General features: G+C 45.9%; 17 protein-coding genes, 4 tRNA genes and 2 pseudogenes. 2 read left to right on the forward strand and 21 right to left on the reverse strand.

The features are described from left to right. The 19 genes and pseudogenes from B9T34_RS17180 to B9T34_RS17270 form a co-directional block, all read right to left on the reverse strand. A partial coding sequence (locus B9T34_RS17180; protein WP_228147478.1) for a GTP-binding protein occupies nt 1-312 on the reverse strand: 312 nt, incomplete at its 3' end. Nucleotides 313-459: 147 nt separating this feature from the next. Next, nucleotides 460-534, reverse strand: a tRNA-Thr gene (locus B9T34_RS17185). A gap of 18 nt (nt 535-552) precedes the next feature. Beyond that, nucleotides 553-628 (reverse strand) — tRNA-Gly (locus B9T34_RS17190). Between the two features lie 38 nt (nt 629-666). Beyond that, nucleotides 667-750, reverse strand: a tRNA-Tyr gene (locus B9T34_RS17195). Nucleotides 751-804: 54 nt separating this feature from the next. Then, nucleotides 805-880: transfer RNA gene (locus tag B9T34_RS17200), tRNA-Thr, on the reverse strand. A gap of 98 nt (nt 881-978) precedes the next feature. Beyond that, nucleotides 979-2,472 carry an anthranilate synthase component I gene (gene trpE / locus B9T34_RS17205; RefSeq protein ID WP_086214357.1) on the reverse strand — a complete coding sequence of 498 codons (1,494 nt, stop codon included), beginning with the start codon at nt 2,470-2,472 and terminating at the stop codon, nt 979-981. A gap of 110 nt (nt 2,473-2,582) precedes the next feature. Next, entirely contained in the window at nt 2,583-3,251 is a 669-nt protein-coding gene (locus B9T34_RS17210) for a phosphoglycolate phosphatase (protein WP_086214358.1), read from the reverse strand. A gap of 94 nt (nt 3,252-3,345) precedes the next feature. Then, a complete protein-coding gene (locus B9T34_RS17215) occupies nt 3,346-4,047 on the reverse strand; it encodes an FHA domain-containing protein (RefSeq protein ID WP_086214359.1) in 702 nt (233 codons plus the stop codon). A 361-nt stretch (nt 4,048-4,408) separates the two neighbouring features. Beyond that, a pseudogene (gene gspD, locus B9T34_RS17220) lies at nt 4,409-6,605 on the reverse strand (type II secretion system secretin GspD); the annotation flags it as partial. A 38-nt stretch (nt 6,606-6,643) separates the two neighbouring features. Next, nucleotides 6,644-7,498, reverse strand: coding sequence for a type II secretion system protein N (locus B9T34_RS17225; RefSeq protein ID WP_086214360.1), 855 nt, complete (start codon nt 7,496-7,498; stop codon nt 6,644-6,646). Further along, nucleotides 7,498-8,241, reverse strand: a complete 744-nt coding sequence (gene gspN, locus B9T34_RS17230; RefSeq protein ID WP_086214361.1) for a type II secretion system protein N — start codon at nt 8,239-8,241, stop codon at nt 7,498-7,500. The genes B9T34_RS17225 and gspN overlap by 1 nt, the downstream gene beginning before the upstream one ends. 168 nt (nt 8,242-8,409) lie before the next feature. Beyond that, a complete protein-coding gene (locus tag B9T34_RS17235; protein WP_086214422.1) occupies nt 8,410-8,736 on the reverse strand; it encodes an H-NS family nucleoid-associated regulatory protein in 327 nt (108 codons plus the stop codon). Between the two features lie 142 nt (nt 8,737-8,878). Next, nucleotides 8,879-9,307 (reverse strand): acyl-CoA thioesterase, encoded by a 429-nt coding sequence (locus tag B9T34_RS17240; RefSeq protein WP_086214362.1) that lies wholly within the window; start codon nt 9,305-9,307, stop codon nt 8,879-8,881. Beyond that, on the reverse strand, nt 9,307-10,500 hold the full coding sequence (locus tag B9T34_RS17245) for a heme biosynthesis protein HemY (RefSeq protein WP_086214363.1): 1,194 nt from the start codon (nt 10,498-10,500) through the stop codon (nt 9,307-9,309). The genes B9T34_RS17240 and B9T34_RS17245 overlap by 1 nt, the downstream gene beginning before the upstream one ends. 6 nt (nt 10,501-10,506) lie before the next feature. Further along, on the reverse strand, nt 10,507-11,343 hold the full coding sequence (locus B9T34_RS17250) for a hypothetical protein (RefSeq protein WP_086214364.1): 837 nt from the start codon (nt 11,341-11,343) through the stop codon (nt 10,507-10,509). Further along, the gene (locus B9T34_RS17255; RefSeq protein WP_086214365.1) at nt 11,340-12,119 is read right to left on the reverse strand and encodes a uroporphyrinogen-III synthase; all 780 of its coding nucleotides are present in this window, start codon (nt 12,117-12,119) and stop codon (nt 11,340-11,342) included. The genes B9T34_RS17250 and B9T34_RS17255 overlap by 4 nt, the downstream gene beginning before the upstream one ends. A gap of 5 nt (nt 12,120-12,124) precedes the next feature. Continuing rightward, on the reverse strand, nt 12,125-13,042 hold the full coding sequence (gene hemC, locus B9T34_RS17260) for a hydroxymethylbilane synthase (protein ID WP_086214366.1): 918 nt from the start codon (nt 13,040-13,042) through the stop codon (nt 12,125-12,127). Between the two features lie 109 nt (nt 13,043-13,151). After that, nucleotides 13,152-13,892 (reverse strand): LytR/AlgR family response regulator transcription factor, encoded by a 741-nt coding sequence (locus B9T34_RS17265; protein ID WP_086214367.1) that lies wholly within the window; start codon nt 13,890-13,892, stop codon nt 13,152-13,154. 56 nt (nt 13,893-13,948) lie between these two features. Further along, nucleotides 13,949-15,101: pseudogene (locus B9T34_RS17270) on the reverse strand (sensor histidine kinase). Here B9T34_RS17270 and argH point away from each other — a divergent pair. After that, nucleotides 15,092-16,522, forward strand: a complete 1,431-nt coding sequence (gene argH / locus B9T34_RS17275) for an argininosuccinate lyase (RefSeq protein ID WP_171265236.1) — start codon at nt 15,092-15,094, stop codon at nt 16,520-16,522. The pseudogene B9T34_RS17270 and the gene argH overlap by 10 nt on opposite strands. 12 nt (nt 16,523-16,534) lie before the next feature. Then, nucleotides 16,535-16,804 (forward strand): oxidative damage protection protein, encoded by a 270-nt coding sequence (locus B9T34_RS17280; RefSeq protein ID WP_086214370.1) that lies wholly within the window; start codon nt 16,535-16,537, stop codon nt 16,802-16,804. Between the two features lie 760 nt (nt 16,805-17,564). Here B9T34_RS17280 and pgsA read toward each other — a convergent pair. Beyond that, a complete protein-coding gene (pgsA, locus tag B9T34_RS17285; protein WP_086214371.1) occupies nt 17,565-18,152 on the reverse strand; it encodes a CDP-diacylglycerol--glycerol-3-phosphate 3-phosphatidyltransferase in 588 nt (195 codons plus the stop codon). Between the two features lie 107 nt (nt 18,153-18,259). After that, nucleotides 18,260-19,054 (reverse strand): thioesterase family protein, encoded by a 795-nt coding sequence (locus B9T34_RS17290; protein ID WP_086214372.1) that lies wholly within the window; start codon nt 19,052-19,054, stop codon nt 18,260-18,262. Nucleotides 19,055-19,132: the final 78 nt, after the last annotated feature.

Raw genomic sequence — 19,132 nt, forward strand, 5'->3', positions numbered from 1 at the left:
AAGGATCGCGCCGTCCATTTGAGCAGCACCAGTAATCATGTTTTTAACATAATCGGCGTGGCCCGGGCAGTCTACGTGTGCGTAGTGACGAATAACTGAGTCATATTCTACGTGTGAAGTATTAATTGTAATACCACGTGCTTTTTCTTCAGGTGCAGAGTCGATTGCAGCGTAATCTTTCGCTTCGCCACCGAATTGTTTTGCACATACAGTTGCAATTGCAGCTGTTAAAGTTGTTTTACCATGGTCAACGTGACCGATTGTGCCCACGTTTACGTGTGGCTTATTACGTTCAAACTTAGCCTTAGCCATGTTTATTTTCCTCGTTTACGTCGAACACAGTTACAAACAACTCAGTATCGACACATCGTGTAAAAAAATCAGACACCAAATACTTGAAAAGCAGACTAATAAGCCTGCTTTTTAAAAACTTTGTAGATAATCTACTAAACTGTAATCTGGAGCTCTTATCGAGATTTGAACTCGAGACCTCTCCCTTACCAAGGGAGTGCTCTACCACTGAGCTATAAGAGCAAATATAAGAACTTAGAATGGAGCGGGAGACGAGGGTCGAACTCGCGACATGCAGCTTGGAAGGCTGCCGCTCTACCAACTGAGCTACTCCCGCACGATGTTGGCACAATCCACTTCTAGAAGTCTTAAAATTGGTGGTGAGGGAAGGATTCGAACCTTCGAAACTTTCGTAGCGGAGTTACAGTCCGCCCCCTTTGACCGCTCGGGAACCTCACCATTTTACACTTACTTCAGTGCTGTCCTTTACTTTAACGACTCAAACTTCTAAGATGGTGCCGGCACACGGATTCGAACTGTGGACCTACTGATTACAAGTCAGTTGCTCTACCAACTGAGCTATGCCGGCGTTTCTTAGTGTTTCGTACGTTTCGTATCGGAACGGTGTGCAGTTTAGCAAAACTCAGAATCCTTGCAAGTGTTTTTTTTTAAAAAACCGTCAAAAACTCATAAAATCAATCCGTTTGATGATAATTCAACCGCTTTGATCACTGCGCGAGCTTTTATTTGGGTTTCATTCCACTCTGATTCAGGGTTTGAGTCATAAACAACCCCTGCTCCCGCCTGAACATAGACTTTATTTTCGCGGATTACGCAGGTTCTGATGGCAATAGACATATCCATTTCACCATGCCAGCCTAAATAACCGACAGCGCCGCCAAAAATTCCGCGTTTTACAGGTTCAACCTCGTCAATAATTTCCATGGCGCGGATTTTTGGCGCCCCAGAAAGCGTGCCTGCAGGGAATGTTGCTCTAAAAACATCCAAGGCATCCACATCATCACGCACTTCACCCTGCACATTCGACACAATATGCATGACATGTGAATAGCGCTCGATCACCATTTGATCAGTCACTTGAACTTTACCGATTTTAGAAACACGCCCCACATCGTTTCGGCCCAAATCAATCAGCATTAAATGCTCTGCAATTTCCTTTTCATCAGACAGCAAGTCTTTTTCTAATGCCAAATCTTCTTCTTTGGTTTTACCGCGTGGGCGTGTGCCTGCCAGCGGACGCACCGTAGCAACACCATTTTCCAAACGCGATAAAATTTCTGGCGAAGAGCCGACTATATGAAAGGGCTGATCGTTCTCTAAAGTCTGTCCTTGCACAAGGAATAAGTATGGAGAAGGATTCAAATGGCGCAGCGCGCGGTAAACCTGCAGCGGATCTCCATCGAAATCAGAGACCATGCGGTGTCCTGGCACCACCTGCATCACATCACCCGCTTTTATGTATTCTTTGACTTTCGCAATAGATGCAATAAATTCGTCATGCCCTGTCAGCGATTCAAAATGCGGCGCGGTATGCTTCTGCGCTTTCAGGCTCACGGGTGTAGCCAGCAGCTCTTCCAGTACATCCAGCTGCTGCTGCGCCTTGGCATAGGCATCACCATCCTGAACATCCGCATGCACAATTAAAAACAGCGTATCCTTTAAGTTATCAAAAACAATCACTGTTTTAGACAGCATCATCCAGATATCCGGCAAGCCAACTGGATCAGCTTCAGGCACGTTATTTAAGCGCGGTTCGATATAGCGCACAGCGTCATAACCAAAGTAACCCACTAAACCGCCAGTGAAGCTCGGCAATGCAGGCAAATCCTGCTGCGTCGGCACGCGGTACTGCGCTTGAAAATCACGGATATATTGAAAAGGATCTGTACATGGCTGCTGACTGGCGCTGCCGTCTGCATGCTGTACCGTCAGCACACCTGCATTGCATGAAAATACAGTGGACTCACCTAAACCAATAATGGAATAGCGCGCCCAGTTTTCTCCACCCTCTACAGACTCAAATAGATAAGCCTGTTTATGCGCTCTTAAGCGAGCAAAGACTGACAGTGGTGTTTCGGTATCCGCCAAACGCTGACGGTATACAGGAATTAAGTTATAGCCTTGCGCTTTTAAATCATTGAATTGGTTTTGCGTGGTCATACGGTTTCTCTATTTCTGTAGGCTTTATTCAGTTCTGTTCAATTGCTGGACTGAGTTTCGCCATCGAAAAACCATTCTGCTGCTCATGTTTATTCCTTCAATGCACTGTATTACGCAAGCAATTCCCGAAGATCATCAACCACCCATTGCGGCTGGCAATCCAGGATATTTTCACCATGATTATAGCCATAGCTGACCACAATACAATCAATACCCGCACGGCGCGCAGCCTCAACATCATTCGATGAGTCGCCCACCATCAAAATTTGCGCTTTTTCTGACTGATAATGCTCAGCGCAGTGTAGCAACTGGCGCGGATGCGGCTTACGCTCTTCAAAACGGTCTCCGCCAATCACATCTGCAAAATAGCTGCTCAGACCGAGCGCATCGACAATAGTACGTGCGGGCAGTTCGGGTTTATTGGTCACGCAAATCAGCGTCTTGCCTTGCGCCCTACCCCAATCCAAAAACTCCTGAATCCCTGTAAATAGCTGCGTATCCACACAAGGATCTGCATTATAAATTTTCAAGAATGTGTCCAGCAAATGCTGATGCTGCGCTGCATCCACCACACCTGTAATGTGCTGCAATACACTATGGCAAAAAATAGAAGTGCCTTTACCCACCCAAACCCGCACCTGCGCTTCAGTGACCAGCGGAAGCTGCAAAGCATTCAAGCTCATGTTCATTGCGCGGTATAAATCTGCAGCAGAGTCCACCAGTGTGCCGTCCAGATCAAATAATATCAGCTGTTTTTCTGCAAGATTCAGATTTGACATAGATTCCTCTTTTTCACTTATCTTTCATATTTTAATGGCGTTAAAACGGCAAAGGCATGCGATTGCATGCCCTTCATTGCAGTCCGTACAGGGCTTATTTCATCAATAGCCACGCAATAACCGCTAAAACAATAATTACAATCAGACTAATGAGACCAATAGAGGCATTTTTTTGCGTTTCTTTTTCCTGCACAGCGCAATCGGCTGGCACTTCATTGAGGTCTGCCGTGCAGGCAGCAGGCGCATGCACATCCACACCTTCCGGAATTGGCGCCGGCTTCGGCACACTTACATTTTGCGGCATGCCGTCACGGCTCAGCTGCATTCCGGCATGACGCTCCGCCAGCTCAGGTATGCCCTGATCATTCATACGCTGTGCAACGCTTTCCACTGGCGCTTCTGCCTGAGCTGTCTCAGAGACTGCAACGGCTTCTGAAGGCTGTACTACCACTTCTGCTTGTGGTGCAGGTGCGGACGTTTGTTCTTCCGCATATTGTGCAGCCTGCGCTGGCTGCAATACTGAAAATTTAAGACTGGCAAATTGCACAATGTCGCCTTCTTTCAATAAAGCTTCATTTTCAACACGCACATCATTTACAAAAGTGCCGTTTGAAGAGGTCAAATCCTGCACCCACAAAGCCTGCTCTCTTAAATGAAATGCTGCATGCTTGCGCGAAATTTCAGCCTGCGGCAATACGATATCTGCACTCTGATGACGGCCCACCAGCATATCTCGATCGATACTGATTTCCTGTCCAGTGTGTTCACCCGTAATTGCTTGTAATTTCCAAGTCATAGCAGCTAGCCCTATTGCGATTTTTGATTATCATAGCATATTGAATATCCTGAACCATTATCACAGCTGGCAGCTTTTTTACTGCTCGCAGCTGCGCCAAAATAATCCTGAATATTGTCTGGCGTTAAGCGAATAATTTCATAAGGCTTAGAAGGCAAAGCCAGCGCTTGCGCTTTGACCGCTGCAGGCGCTTTAGCCGCAGCTGCTTTTTTCGGTGCTGGCGCAGACGCTTTAACAGTAACAGCAGGCTTTACAGGAGCCGCTTTCGCAGCTGCAGGCTGAACTGGCGCAACTTGTGCAGGTACTGCAGCTGTATTTGCTTCCGCTTTTGGCGCAGCTTGCGATTCTGACCGCACTGGCGCTGTTTGGCGCTGCACCGGCGGTTCTATTGCAGTTGGCGTTGTGACTGCAGGCTGAGGCTGCACACCGCCTGAGGGCACAGACTGGTAAACAGGCTTAGGAGCATCCGCTGGCGTTTTTGATACCGGCACACGCTGCTGATAAATATCTTCTACATTTTCTGGCAGCTTGGCAAAATTACCATCTTCATCTAAAGCCAATTGCAGGCTATACAGCTGGCTGTAGCGCTGCTGTGACAGTTTACGCACATCTTTTGAATCACCGACAATGGTCGGGTGAATAAAGATCAATAAATTGCGTTTCACGTTAGATTTGCCGTCTGAGCGGAATAAGCGGCCAATCCCAGGAATGGCGCCTAGACCCGGCACAGATTGGCGCGTATAGGCCGTATCGTCTGAAATCAAGCCGCCCAGCACAATAATTTGACCATGCTCAGCCAAAATGGAAGTTTTAATGGCGCGCTTGCTGGTCACCAAATCAGATGCTTGACCTTTATTGGCCTTAACATCAGAAACTTCCTGCTCCACCTCTAAACGCACCGAGCCGCCTTCACCAATATGCGGCACTACCTTCAAGGTCACACCCACATCTTTACGCTCAATAGTCGTATAGGGATTGGCTGTGCCTGAAGAGCTGGTCGAAACCGAACCTGTAACAAAAGGCACGTTCTCGCCCACCACAATATAGGCTTCTTCATTATCCATGGTCAGAATAGACGGCGTAGACAACAGATTGGATTTGGTTTTTTCTTTTAAGGCTTGAATCATGGCGCCGTAGAGCTGGCGCGAACCATCGGCATTTTCTTTATAGTCGCCCAATACAATAGATGTACCAGCACCCAGCGCACTACCCGCACCCGCTGCGCCGCCTGTCAAGAACCCAGCCGCAAGGCTTTTTAGACTTGAACCGATATTATCAAAGTTGATCAGGCCAATACCGCTGCTTAAATCACCCAGCGCCCACTGCACGCCAAGCTGATCTGCATCACTGCCTTCGACCTCAATAATTGCCGCTTCAATTAACACTTGCTGGCGGCGTATATCCAGCTGCTGAATTGCCACCTCAATTTCGCGCATCAATTGCGGATCCGCTTTGACCAGCAACGAGTTTTGCGTGGTGTCTGCGATAATGCTGACGCCGTTGCCGCTAAAACTGCTGATGCTGTTTTGATTCGAGTTGTTCGAACCTGAATTTAAATTAATGCCGGAAGATGTCCCAGATGATGATGAGTTATTGGAATTAGAGCCATTCAGCAAATTGCTGATCGCATTATTATTGTTATTGGAATTGGATGAATTGGAATTATTTGAAGACGTGCTGACAGCTTGGCCGGTGACCAAGCCCTGTAAAATTTCTGCCAGATTTTTAGCGCTGGCATACTTTAAGCGAAACACTTTTAAACCGCCTAAACGATTCGCAGATGGCACATCCAGCATTTCGATGGTTTGACGGATACGCTTGCGCGTATGGGTATCACCCTTAATTAAAATTCGATTGGTTCGATTGTCTGCAATAATGCGCACACGCGAGCCTTTTAAATCTTTAGCTGCACCTGTAGAGGTCATGGACTCCAGCAGGCTGATCATTTCTTCTGCTTGACTGGACTGCAGATTGACCGCCTCAATATCATTTTGACCCGTACCATCCAAATTACGGATGATGGTTTCCAGCTGGTAAATATTGCTGGCGCGGTCTGAGACAATCAGCGCATTGGTGCCGCCCACGGCGGACAGATGCGCGAACTGCGGCATCAGCGGACGCAATGCTGGAATTAAATCATTGGCATTGGTATTTTCCAGCCAAATCACCCTTGTGACAATTTGATCGCCGGTTGCGCGGCTGCGCGCATCATAAGGAATGCCCGAGCTCTTTACATTGCTGTCTGGCACCAGCCGAATGGTATTGCCTGAGGGAATCGCCACGACACCGTTGACATTTAAAACCCCTAAAAACAGGTCATAAACTTCGCTTTTATTCAGCGCTTTATTGGAAATGACGGTGACATTGCCGCGAACTCGCGGATCAACAGCAAAATTTTTGCCAGTAATATCGGCTACTTCATTAATAAACGCGGTTAAATCAGCATCCCGCAAATTGATTTTCCAAGTTTGCGCATAGCTTGCAGTACTAACCATTGCAACCAACGGCGCTAAGGCATATGCGGCGAATATAGGACGATTATTATTTAATAAAGCCATGAACTCTTATGCTTCCTAACCTGCTAGGTGATGACTCATCACTTGAAATCCTGTTGTACGGTCATCACTTGATCACCACGTTTTATTTCCAGCTTCACCTGCCCTTCGCGGCGAGCTTGTTCTAATAATTGCACCTCTGTCAAGCCTGCACCGACACTTTGACCATTCATCGATACGATCTTGTCTCCAGGCTGCAAACCCAGCTTATTTCTTAATGCAGCCGGTGTGCGCGCTGTGACCTCAAAACCGCCGCCAGAAGAAGAGCTCACACCCATTTCCTGCATATACTGATCACGGTTTTCCTGCATGCGCTGCACGGCTTGCCCTAAGGCATTCTGTGTTTGATTGCCGCTGGAGTCACTGGGCTGCACAGAGCTGTTCATTGATGGCGCTGAGGGCGCACCTGTGGGAACAATCGGCTGATTCAGCCCATTTTCAATGCCTTTAAAAGCCAGTTCGCGCACCGCGCCATTTGCGCTGCGCAAAAATACTTTATCCCAATACACTTCGCTCAGTGTATAGGAAGAGCCTTCTACTGTCTCACCTACACGGTAACGTTCCGCAGTCTCATTGACTTTAATCACAGCCGATGAGAACTGATTCGGATAGCCAACCACGACCCCTTGCAGCATCATATTCAGATTTTCATCTGCGCTTGAAGCGCGTCCAACTTCCTGAAATAAGGCAAATGAGCTGATATTCGGCACTTGCGGCTGCTGTGACCCCAATTCGACGCGGTCCATTTGCATCACCTGAGGCGGCGCAACCAGCAGCCAAAGCATAGACGCCACTTTCCAGCACAGACAAATGATCAGTACAGTGAGGGCAATTGGCGCCAGACGGTCTGTCGATTTCCAATTGTACTGTTTCAGCTTTTCTATCCAGTCATTCATTATGAACCGCCTTTCAGCAAGGGCTGACGGCTGCTGATCACATAAGTGTCCAAACCTGCTTTTCCATCATAAGACGGGATATTCATTAATAAACGCTGCGTCAGCTGCACATCCAGCATCAGTTCTGCATCGAGCTGCAAATTTATCATTTTCTGTTCCCGCGCATCACGGACATCAATCTGCAGTTTGCCTTGATCATCGGTCAGCTTGCCGACCAGTGAAGGGACATTCATGCGGTCTTGACGCTGAGCAAAGGTATACAGCAATTCGCCGCCAGCCCATTGCAGCTGGCCATCCATTTTGCTGAAGCCTTGCTGCGGCTTATATTTGAGAGAAATATCTTTCAGCTGAATCGCGTTGCTTGGCCATTGCCAATCTGCCATTGCTTTTAACGTTTCTGGCGCAATTTGACCATTAAATGATTTGATCACTACAGTTTTACCTAAACCATAGCCAATAATGCCTTCCAGCTGCGTATTGCCGCTATGGATTTCCACATCTGCACCTGCGCGCAGCAGCAGCAAATCTAAAGGCCGTGTTTTCCAGCTGATTGAACCTTTCAGCTGGCCTTTATTCCAGTCCGCTTGCCCGCGCCAAATATTCCCGCTGACATTTTGCAGGCTTTGATTATTTTTATAAAATTTTGAAATCAGCCATGCCGCCGGCACCTGCAGCATAACGAAAATAAAAAATATGATGACCGCGAATAACAGCCATTTTACTTGTTTTGGCTTATCGCTCATCCAACCCCAACCAATCTTTCAATTTTTTGCCCAATGACTCTATTTTCTTTTATAGACACATTATGCACACTTTTTCCGCACAGCCAATTCAAAGAGATAAAAAAACCAAGCAGTATTGCTTGGTTTTCATAACTTAGACTGCCAATGTGACAGCCTAATGACACCGTATTAGATTAGGAAGCTTTCTAATTTAGCGCCTTTTTCCAGCTCAGCAACTAACCAGCGAGGCTGTTTGCCGCGGCCAGTCCAAGTATCTTCTGGGTTTGCCTTGCTGCGGTAGCGAGGCTCTACAGATTTACGCGTTGTTTTCTTACGCTTAGTTGCGCCAAATTCTAAAATTTGGTCAATGCTTAGACCTACATTTTCTGCAATTGCAGAAATTTGATTATAAGCATCTTCAATTGCTTGATCTTTTTTAGATGCAATTAAAGCTTCCGCTTCTACTTGCAGCTTTTTAAGTTCTTCAACGGAAAGATTACTGATATCTGGCACGATATTAACTCCTAAAAAATTTGTTTTATTTTGTGTTTTAAACTCGCTCATCATATTTATATTAATATAAACATTCAATATCCATTTAAGGATTTAAAACAATATTTCTACAGTTTTAACAAATTATTTTTTCAGTTATATTAAATTAAATTTTATGCTGTACCCGCATTTCTATTTGTTTTATTTTTTCCCGTATAATTTCCGGCATTGCAGTTTTCTGCATATTTACTTTATCTACGCAAACTATTACAGCTTCACCAATAGCAGCAGCTTTTTGCAGCTGCGTGCTCCATATTAAATAACTCATCCGTACTGCGCTATTTCTCAGCTCTTCAACACGTACACCTATTTTCAAATGATCTGGATAAAATATTGGATTTAAATATTTACACTGGCTGGATGCCACTACAGTCAAAACATCCTGATCTAAAATACCCAGTTCATCAAAATAGCAAATTCGGGCGCTTTCAATATAGCGGTAATATTGTACGTTATTTACATGGCCAAATGCATCCATGTCACCCCATGCAACATTTTGTTCATAAACCAATGGATAATCGTTTAGTTCAATCATTATATTTTAATTTCTACAAAATTTGCGTTATTTTCAAAAATTAAATTTAACTGTTGAATCAAATTTTCCTGATCTGACAGATTCGTTTTAATTCTTAAATAACTCATTAATACATCATCAGGATATTGTTTCAGCAATAATTCCGCTTCATGTTCACGGCCCGTCGCGCGGTACACATGCCATTTTGCAAAGCTGAATACTGGCAGCGCCGGATACTGATTTTCCCAAGTATTAATACGCTCTTCGATTAATTCATAATGAGGGTTTTGTTTCAGCAGCTGCTGCTGGAACCACAAATAGAAGACTTCCTGACTAAACTGCACTGACAGCAAATGCACGGCCAGCTGTTCATGCTGTTCGCTCATTTCCGGCATACGCGCCAAAACCTTCAGCCACAGCACTTTAATATGAAACGTCCGCTCAAAAATTTGATCATTCAGCGCATCATAACGCTCTTTTAGCAGCTGCAGCCCATCACTGTCCGCTTGATCAAACGCCGCTAACAGCTGCTCCAGCCACGCCTGCTTCATATTTTCATCTAAATGGCCGTACTTGGTCGAGCGCAGATACATCCAAGGGAATTGCAGGGCGAACTGCCCCCAAAGCGCCGTTAAACGCTGATCATAGGCTGTGCTGACATTCTGCAGCCAAGGAGAAAGCTCATGCTGATTGAGAAACTCCAAATGCGTTAAAGCTTTTTCCCCATCCTGCTGCGATAAATACACTTCAATGCGCTGTATTTCTGCCAATTCAAACGCCATCGGGCTGGTATCATTCAAAGCATTCAGCGCTTGATCATATTCCGCGCGCATCCAATATAGCCGTGCATCCATTATGCCTTTTAATAAGCCTGATTCAGAAAATGCCTGCTGAATAAATGCACGCTGATCCTGCGCTGCATTTAGGGTCCAAATGACCGCCAATTGTTCATAAGGATGCAATTGATTAAAGCTGAATACATTTTCACACTTGCGCTGCTCACGGCTTAAATAGCGTTTCAAGCCTAGCCAGATCAATTGACCCGCTAAACTTAATACAGCCAATAGAATCAAAAAGAACCAAATATTGGTTTGAACCTGCCAGTCGCGCCAATAAATATAGACATAGCCTGCGCCATAACCAAAACTTAATACACTGATTAAGGCAACGGCCAATAAACTGAAAAATAAATAAGCGAGTAAAATCTGTTTCATCTGTATTTACCCAATTAAAGCGCGCGTATTTAAGCTTGGCGCAGCATGAGCGGGGATTTTCTGCAATTCATTTAAGCGCTGAATATATTGTTTTGACTTTGCATCAGGCAGCTGTTTTAGCGTTTGAATAGCGAGGGTGATTTCTTGCTGGAACGCAATATATTGACCTTTTTGCAGCAGCTGCTGCGCCAACAACAAACGCAGCTGCGTTTCTTTTAAAATCATGCTGCGCTGCATTAATGCATTATTGGGCTGCTGCACAGATTCAATCTGAATCCAGCGCTGCCAAAATGATTTTTCTTTTTTCGGTTCAGTTTGCTGATATTGCGCTTGAATTTCACGCCCTATTTCGCGGTCCAGCACATCCAATACCGCCTTCATTTTATTTTGCTGTTCCGCTTCTGTATTCACCAGCTGAAGAATCATTTGCCGGTCTTTTTCAATCAGCTGATGCAAACTGGCTTGCAATGCTGGCGCCAAAGGATAAGCCGTCAGATTATGATTCAACTCATTGAGCTTTTCTAAAGCCACAGCATATTGCCGCTGCTGCAATGCAAATTCCACCAAGTCCAGCTGCTGCTCTATCAGCGCTGCAGGCTGCAAAGCAGCGGATGCCGGTTCTTGTGCATCTTCTGCGGCAGGATCATGCGCTGCAGGCTGGACTTTACCCAGCTGGCGGTTTAAGGCGGCCAATTGATCATTCAAGCTGGCATTGCGCTGCTCCAATTCATTTTGCTGTACCTGCATCGCCCCTTGGCCAGCGCTAAGCTGATACAGATCAAGTGTAATTTTGACCATCCAAAGGATAGCCAGAACAGCGACAAGAATAAGCAGTTTTTTCATGAATTTCCTTGCACCAGCGCAATGTGTTCTAAAATAGATTCTTTTCGCAAATCGGGCAGCTGCGAGATCGAAAAAGTAAAATGATGCCTGAGTCTGTCCTGCGCCAACAGCTGACATAAACGCTCACCCAAAACCAGAAAATGCGCACGGTTCAGCAGATCAATATGCTCAGCCATCAGCTTGCGCCAGTTAAGCCAGCTGGCCTCGCTGCTGACGAGCATACAATAGCGCTGCTGCAATTGCAGGCGTGAAATATTTTTTTCAATTATTTTAGGTGCTTGTTCAGGACATTGCCGCTGATACAGGATGAAGTTCAGCAGTTTGACACCCTTGGCCTGCAAGGAATCCATCATAAACTGACGCCCGCCTTCACCGCGCCAAAAAGCCACGCTGGACGATTCAGGCAGCTGCTGCAGCACAGGCAAATTCAGCATGCCTTCGGAAGTTTCCACTTCAGGCACTTGGCTGTGAATGCCATACTGGAGCAACGCTTTTGCTGTAGCTTCCCCCACAGCAATCCAAGTGAGATGTGAGAGATGTTCCAGAGACAGTCCTGCCTGCGCCAGCCCCTGCATGCCATATTGCACAGCCGAAGGGCTCACGGCCACAACCACATGCGCCGAGGGCAAAGCTGCATATAAATGCGCTAGATGATCCGACCACGGCATAGGCGCCAATTCCAGCAAAGGCAAATCCAAAACTTCAATATCCTGCGCCTGCAGAAATTCAGTCAGTGGAATTGCCCGATCAGCTGGTCTGGTATTCAGAAAAAGCATAAAACTTAATACAGCGCTTTCAGCAGCTCGCCCGCACCTTGCGCAAGCAGGTCTTTTGCTAGCGCAACCCCGAGTTGCTCTGCGTCCGCAGCTGCGCCGGTTTGCACCGCTTGCAGCAAAGTTGCGCCATCAACACTCCCCACACGGCCTTCCAAATAAATTTGGCCCTGCTGTAGAGTTGCATAACCTGCGATCGGCACTTGGCAGCCGCCTTCCAAATAAGCATTGAACGCGCGCTCTGCACGCACACAGAAATTAGTCTCGGCATGCATCAGCGGCATAATCAGCTCTAAAACAGCCTGATCTGCTTCACGGCATTCTAGACCTAAAGCGCCCTGACCAACTGCAGGCAAGCTTGCTTCTGGCGCCAAAGTATGGCGGATACGCTCTGCCAAGCCTAAACGTTTAAGGCCTGCGCTGGCTAAAATAATCGCATCATAATTGCCCGCATCGAGCTTAGATAAACGCGTGCCGACATTGCCGCGCAGATCAATGATCTCTAGATCCGGACGCTGTTTTAAAATTTGGCATTTACGGCGCAGGCTGGAGGTGCCCACTTTGGCGCCTTGAGGCAGATCATCAAAATGCGCATAGGTATTTGATACAAAAGCATCCAAAGGATCTTCGCGTTCGCAGATTACCGCTAAAGTGAGTCCTTCAGGCAAAGCCATCGGCACATCTTTCATGGAATGCACGGCCAAATCGGCACGGCCATCCAGCAAAGCCGCTTCCAGCTCTTTCACAAATAGGCCCTTGCCGCCAATTTTAGCCAACGGCGTATCCAAAATTTTGTCGCCCTGAGTGACAAATGTCACCAACTCCACCGTCAAGCCTGCATGCAGCGCTTCTAAACGGGCTTTAATATGCTCTGCCTGCCATAATGCAAGAGGGCTTTGACGAGTTGCAATTTTCAGGGTCTTCATAAATTTTAAACAGCTGTAAGAATAAACATTATTCTAAACTTATCTTGCTCATATGAAAATGCAAGTAAATTTACTAAAGATGACAACGCTTATTCTGCTGCAGGCGGCTTTACAGCTTGTGAATCCGTTCACGCAAATTTGGCAAATGCCTGCGGCTGACCGCCAAGCGTTCTTCCAATTCACGGCAGCGGACTTGGTACTGGCCAGAGCTGACCACTTCCAGCCCATCCAGATAATGCACTGAAACCAGCGCATTGCGGTGAATGCGGATAAACTGATCGCCAAACTCTGTTTCTAAATCCTTTAGCGTCTCATCAATTAAAACACTGCCATTTTTATGGCGCACAGTCACGTATTTTTGATCCGCCAGAAAATAATAGACATTTTCCAGAGGCACCAATTCTACGCCGCGATAGGTCTTGGCCGCGATTTGATGGCGGCTGATTTTAAGTTCTTCCATAATTTCTTTTTGTTTTATGCTGCTCATTTGAGCTTGGGTTAATTTTGTTAAATGATCTAAAACCTGCTGCAGTTCCTGCTGCATCACGGGTTTGAGCAAATATCCTTCTGCGTTTGATTTAAATGCATCCAATGCATGATGATCATAAGCGGTACAAAATATAATCGCGGGCATTGGCTCAAGCTGACGTAAATACTGAGCGCAAACCAAACCGTCCATTTCCGGCATTTGAATATCTAATAATACGACATCTGGTTCAAGACTTTTAGCCAGCTCAAGTGCCTGCTGCCCATGCGCCGCTGTTCCCGCCACATAGTGCCCCAATTGAGTAACTAAGCGTGACAACCGCTCTAATGCTAGAGGCTCATCATCACAAATCAGGATGTCCATTTCTCCTCCTTAACGCAGTAACCATCATTTTTTTTATAGGATCACTGTGCTGTTTTTTACTTATATCGATATTGCACTACAGTGGTAAACATTCCCTCTCCTGCAAAGCTTTGAAATGACGCAGATGAGCCATAATACGCTTTCAGCCGCTGCTGCACATTTTCAACTGCAATACCATGTCCTTGACGTAATGTTATTTTATCCTGATTGTAAGGGTTAGTAATGACTATATTGACTTGATTTTGCAATATTTCAATCAATATGCTTATCGTACTCTTTGTTAGAATTTTTTCAACTCCATGAAAAATACTATTTTCCACCAAGGGTTGTAAAGTTAGCAGCGGAATTTGTACGCGCGAGTACAATTCCGGATTGACCAATTTCCATTCCACCTGCAGGCGCTCCCCCAGCCGAATCTGCTCAATGGCCAGATAACGTTTGCTCAGTTCAATTTCTTCCTGCAGGCTCACCAATTTCAATTCCTGAAAACTGGCGCGAAACAGGCGCGATAAATTCAGCAGCATCTCTTCGGCTTTATGAGGATCAATACTGATTAAACTGATCGCGCTATTTAGGCTGTTAAATAAAAAATGCGGATGAATGCGTGCCTGCATGGCTTGAATCCGCGCATTCAGTTCACTGGTCTGCTGCAGGTTCCATTGTTCGCGCATATATAAATAGCGGAAGCAAAATGCGCCCAATAAAACGCCAAAGCTGAGATTCATGCCCGAATGATGAAATACCTCATGGGCAGTTAAGCCAGAAAAACTGAGCTGTTGCCCAAAATACAGCAGGACATTCATGCTCAGCGTTGTAAACAGCACAATCACCTGCAGCAGCAGAAAGCCCAGCAGCAGGGTGAATTTCAAATTTAAAGGTGATAGGCGCTGGTCAAAATATTCCACAATGGCAGCAAAAGACAGCAGCACCCAATTGATGAATAAAATAAATTGCATTAAGCTGCCAAAACTTAAATTTGACCATGACTGCGCTTGCGCCAAAGCCAGCACCAGCGCCAAAATGTTGCCCGCTATAAACAATTCGGACAGATATTGCCAGCGGTCAAACCTGCTGAAAATCAACGAAACGCCCATTTGTCCTCACTGTAAAAAAGATTGATGAACTTGCACTTCGGCAACTGGGTCCGAATTTGCTATACTCTTGTCCAGTTCTACTGCTTTTTATCCTATTGAGCCGACATGACCACATCATCTAATTCCTCAAATCCGTCACAAGCCCAAACTTCGGGTATGTGGGGCGGCCGTTTCTCTGAAGCAACTGACGCCTTTGTTGCTGAATTTACAGCATCTGTGCAATTTGACCAACGCTTTTATAAACAAGATATTGCAGGTTCAATTGCGCATGCAACCATGCTTGCTAAAGTGGGCGTTTTAACCGAGCAGGAACGTGATGACATCGTTAACGGCTTAAATACAATTAAAGCTGAAATTGAAGCGGGCAATTTTGAATGGCGCATCGATTTAGAAGATGTGCATATGAATATTGAGTCTCGCCTGACTCAGCGCATTGGCATTGCAGGCAAAAAATTGCACACTGGACGCAGCCGCAATGACCAAGTGGCTACAGACATCCGTCTTTATGTACGTGATGAAATTGATGCAATTTTAGCGTTATTGCAAAAATTGCAAAAAGGCATCTTGGGCTTAGCCGCGAAAAACACCAATACCATTATGCCGGGCTTCACACACCTGCAGACTGCACAGCCTGTGACTTTTGGCCACCATTTAATGGCCTGGTTTGAAATGCTGGTGCGTGATTCTGAACGCCTGATTGACTGCCGCAAGCGTACAAACCGCATGCCTTTAGGTTCAGCCGCTTTAGCGGGCACAACCTACCCGATTGACCGTGCATATACTGCAGAGCTGCTCGGTTTTGAAGCTGTTGCTGAAAACTCACTGGATGCAGTTTCTGACCGCGATTTCGGCATCGAATTCAATGCTGCAGCATCTCTCATTATGATGCACTTGTCGCGCATGTCAGAAGAAATGATTCTATGGACTTCTGCACAATTTAAATTTGTGAATATTCCTGACCGTTTCTGCACTGGCTCTTCAATTATGCCGCAAAAGAAAAACCCGGATGTTCCTGAGTTGATTCGCGGTAAAACAGGCCGTGTATATGGCGACTTGATGAGCTTGCTGACATTGATGAAAGGCCAGCCATTGGCTTATAACAAAGACAACCAAGAAGACAAAGAGCCGCTGTTTGATGCAATCGATACCGTGCGCGGTTCATTGATGGCTTTTGCAGACATGATTCCAGCATTGGTTCCAAACATTGAAATCATGCGTGAAGCAGCGCTGCGCGGCTTCTCAACAGCAACTGACCTTGCAGACTATCTGGTAAAAAATGGCGTGGCATTCCGTGATGCGCATGAGATTGTCGGTAAAGCTGTTGCGCTTGGCGTGCAAGAATCTAAAGATTTATCTGAACTGACGCTGGAACAGCTGCAGCAGTTCTCTGACCTGATTCAAGCCGATGTCTTTGAAAAAGCGTTGACGCTTGAAGCCTCTGTAAATGCCCGCAACCACATTGGCGGCACTGCGCCAGCACAAGTGGAAGCAGCGATTGAACGCGCGCACGCACGTTTGGAAAAACTCTACGCTTAAAGGATTGATACCATGACTCGACAAGTATTTTGCCGTAAGTATCAAAAAGAGATGGACGGTCTAGATTTCGCACCTTTCCCAGGTGCTAAAGGCCAGGAAATGTTTGAAACCGTGTCTAAAGAAGCTTGGCAAGCTTGGTTAAAGCATCAGACCACGCTGATCAATGAAAAGCGCCTCAATGTGTTTGAACCAGAAGCCAAAAAGTTTTTGGAAGAGCAGCGTGAAAAATTCCTCAGCAATGACGAATCTTTAGAAAAAGCGGAAGGCCTAACGCCTGAGTAATTTTTAGAGCGTTGCTCTAAAAATTACTCAAGACAAGCGAAGCGCGTAGTTTCAAATGTCATGAAGGAGTCCAAAGGGGCTCCTTTTTTCATGCTCCGCCACGCCGCAAGACGAGAAGCTATACTTCGAGTGGAAAAAATAAGTCACAGCCTTATTTTTCTGCAAGACAAATACCGAAGGTATGCGTAGGTTTTAATACAAAAAAATCTCCCATTTGTGGGGGATTTTTTTATGCACGGCCTTATTTTTCTTCTAGACAAGCAGCTCTGCTGCACGCAGGCAGACTGCTAAAATTGAGTGACACAAAAAACACTGCTGTGAGCAAGATGCTTATTTTCCCAGACTCAGGACACCTATCCATTGCATGCAGTTTCAGCCTTCAACACAGGCTGATATCCTGCTTTTTATTCATAAAAAACTCTTTTTCAGCGGACTCTTAGACTAAAGAGAACTGCCTTATTTGTATCAAATTAATGAACTGTAATTGTGTGATACATTTCTCAATAAATTGCAGCATTACACTACAAGAACCTACATGAATTAAATTTTCAGTTTTCCTATAATAATTTCCAAGGAGATGGCAACATCTCTAGAATAATAGTGATGAATCCCCGATTTTCTTCCCAGATTTCCCCCAAAATCTGGGAATTTTTTTGTCCGCATCTTTCATATAAAACGCATATTCAAACGTCCATCAACAGATATAGCGCAATAAAAAAGCCCCTTCTGAAAAGGAGCTTTTTTATTGCTGGACACAGATTTAAGGCTGTTTCAAATAAGGCCATGCCGCTTTTAAATAAATAAACATCGACCACAGCGTCAAGATGACGGCAGTATAAAGCAGTGCATAAGCCAGCATTTCCAAAGGCTGCCAATTCAGTAAAAATACAGAAATCGCAATCATTTGAAAGGCTGTTTTATATTTGCCTACAGTAGATACCGCCACACTGGTGCGGGCGCCGAGTTCGGCCATCCATTCGCGCAGCGCGGATACAGTAATTTCACGTGAAATAATCACAATGGCAGCAAAGGCCATAGAAATGGTTGGCTGCCATTGCACCAGCACAATTAATGCTGTCGCCACCATCAGTTTGTCGGCCACAGGGTCTAAAAAACGCCCAAATGCCGAAGTCTGATTTAAAGTGCGCGCCAAATAGCCGTCAAACCAATCTGTGACAGCCGCAACGACAAAAATTCCTGTCAGTAAAATATGCCTGCTCATACTGGCATTATGGCCTTCCACACCCATAACCGGCGGCCAATAGGCCACAAGTAGAAATACAGGAATTAAAGCGATACGCGCTAAAGTTAGAATGTTAGGAATATTCAGGATTCGACCTGCAGTCATAGACACCGCCAATGTTTCCCCTTTATGCACGATGCAAATGCACAATTTATGGAGGATTTACCCTTCGTTAATTCAGTTCACTTTATACGAAATGCCCCAAAGTGTCACTAGGCAAACACTGTAACTGTCTGACGCGAGGTTGCAATTAACCGTCCCTGAGCATCCCAAAGATGCGCATATTCTGTTGAATAGCCGTCACCTGCATAATCCGTCACCACTTTATATTTCAGCCAGTCATGCAGCTGATTCTGCAGCGGATGCACACAAGTTAAATGCCATGTCAGTGAACTGGCCGGCGCCATGGTTTTAAACATTGGCAGTACACCCGGCGGCCACATGTCAAAAGCCGCCATTAAATCTGCAGCATTCATTTCGCGGTTTTCATGCAAAACAGGATCGAAACGGAACCAGCCGCCAAAGTCTGGCACAGCACTGCCCGTACATGGATATTGCCCTTCCGCCCAAGCCATTTGCATCTGCTTAAAACACTCTGGCGCTAGAGGATGATGCTGCGCAATCTTCAAGCTCTCTACCGGCGGATAATCTGGTGCTTCAGCTTCACGATTGACTTGAATGGATGATTCGCGCTGTGCGCCAAAACTGGCCAGCAAAATACTTTGCACGGCTCCATCCTGCCAAAGGCGCACTTCAACCGTGGTCACTGACTTGCCTTCACGCAAAACCTCTGCTGTTAACTTGACTGCGCTGAGCTGCACAGGACCGACAAACGTTACACTGGCGCTCAGCAATGATTTGCGGGAATCCGCCACGGTCTGCTGCGCTTTCTGCATCAGCATAGCAGCCACCAAGCCGCCATAAATTGTACGCCCCTGCAGCCAGCCTTCAGGAATATCCACTGTGTCTGACTGCTGAATCTGCGCATACAATGGTGCTAATGACATGGTTCATCCCTGCTGTCGTTTTTATTGAGCTATCTTTGGCTGATTCTCTGCTGATGTAAATGTTCAGTGACCCAAGCG

The organism is Acinetobacter sp. ANC 3813, from assembly GCF_002135435.1.
In the GTDB taxonomy this organism is placed as follows: Bacteria; Pseudomonadota; Gammaproteobacteria; order Pseudomonadales; family Moraxellaceae; genus Acinetobacter.

Coding starts and splice junctions, on each gene's coding strand:
- B9T34_RS17250 (WP_086214364.1), bottom strand. CDS start 11,343: ATGAAAAAACTGCTTATTCTTGTCGCTGTTCTGGCTATCCTTTGGATG.
- B9T34_RS17255 (WP_086214365.1), bottom strand. CDS start 12,119: ATGCTTTTTCTGAATACCAGACCAGCTGATCGGGCAATTCCACTGACT.
- hemC (WP_086214366.1), bottom strand. CDS start 13,042: ATGAAGACCCTGAAAATTGCAACTCGTCAAAGCCCTCTTGCATTATGG.
- B9T34_RS17280 (WP_086214370.1), top strand. CDS start 16,535: ATGACTCGACAAGTATTTTGCCGTAAGTATCAAAAAGAGATGGACGGT.
- gspN (WP_086214361.1), bottom strand. CDS start 8,241: ATGAGCGATAAGCCAAAACAAGTAAAATGGCTGTTATTCGCGGTCATC.
- B9T34_RS17210 (WP_086214358.1), bottom strand. CDS start 3,251: ATGTCAAATCTGAATCTTGCAGAAAAACAGCTGATATTATTTGATCTG.
- B9T34_RS17290 (WP_086214372.1), bottom strand. CDS start 19,054: ATGTCATTAGCACCATTGTATGCGCAGATTCAGCAGTCAGACACAGTG.
- B9T34_RS17265 (WP_086214367.1), bottom strand. CDS start 13,892: ATGGACATCCTGATTTGTGATGATGAGCCTCTAGCATTAGAGCGGTTG.
- B9T34_RS17225 (WP_086214360.1), bottom strand. CDS start 7,498: ATGAATGACTGGATAGAAAAGCTGAAACAGTACAATTGGAAATCGACA.
- B9T34_RS17215 (WP_086214359.1), bottom strand. CDS start 4,047: ATGACTTGGAAATTACAAGCAATTACGGGTGAACACACTGGACAGGAA.
- trpE (WP_086214357.1), bottom strand. CDS start 2,472: ATGACCACGCAAAACCAATTCAATGATTTAAAAGCGCAAGGCTATAAC.
- argH (WP_171265236.1), top strand. CDS start 15,092: ATGACCACATCATCTAATTCCTCAAATCCGTCACAAGCCCAAACTTCG.
- B9T34_RS17245 (WP_086214363.1), bottom strand. CDS start 10,500: ATGAAACAGATTTTACTCGCTTATTTATTTTTCAGTTTATTGGCCGTT.
- B9T34_RS17240 (WP_086214362.1), bottom strand. CDS start 9,307: ATGATTGAACTAAACGATTATCCATTGGTTTATGAACAAAATGTTGCA.
- pgsA (WP_086214371.1), bottom strand. CDS start 18,152: ATGACTGCAGGTCGAATCCTGAATATTCCTAACATTCTAACTTTAGCG.